Source organism: Limosilactobacillus reuteri, from assembly GCF_002254085.1.
Classification (GTDB): Bacteria; Bacillota; Bacilli; order Lactobacillales; family Lactobacillaceae; genus Limosilactobacillus; species Limosilactobacillus reuteri_K.
Genome location: NZ_NGPY01000071.1, coordinates 1 through 485, shown reverse-complemented (window position 1 = coordinate 485; position 485 = coordinate 1). Strand labels below are relative to the sequence as shown.

General features: G+C 53.0%; 1 protein-coding gene. It reads right to left on the bottom strand.

The window, feature by feature from the left end; all coding sequences use genetic code 11:
• Positions 1–13: 13 nt before the first annotated feature.
• Positions 14–485 (bottom strand): hypothetical protein (locus CBG10_RS11315; RefSeq protein WP_458251635.1); only part of this gene is annotated, 472 nt, incomplete at its 5' end.

Sequence of the window (485 nt, the reverse complement as noted above, 5' to 3'; positions counted from 1 at the left end):
CATCGACAAGTGGTTATACAGGGGCGTCCACGAGCACATCAACCAGCGCATCATCGAGGGCGTCAACGAGCGCGTCGACAAGCGCATCAACGAGTGCATCAACAAGTGCTTCAACACGTGCCTCAACAAGTGCATCAACAAGCGCGTCAACGAGTGCCTCAACAAGTGCCTCAACTAGTGCATCAACGAGTGCATCAACGAGTGCCTCAACAAGTGCGTCAACAAGCGCATCAACGAGTGCATCGACGAGCGCCTCAGTAAGTGCATCAACAAGTGCATCAACAAGTGCTTCAACAAGCGCATCAACACGCGCTTCAATGAGCGCCTCGACGAGCGCAAGAACGAGTGCGTCAACGAGCGCCTCAACAAGTGCGTCAACGAATGCAACAAAGAGCGCCTCAACTAGTGACTCAACAAGTGCACCAACGAGAGCAACAACAAGTGCACAAACAAGTGCCTCAGCAACTGCCTCAACAAGTGCCTCA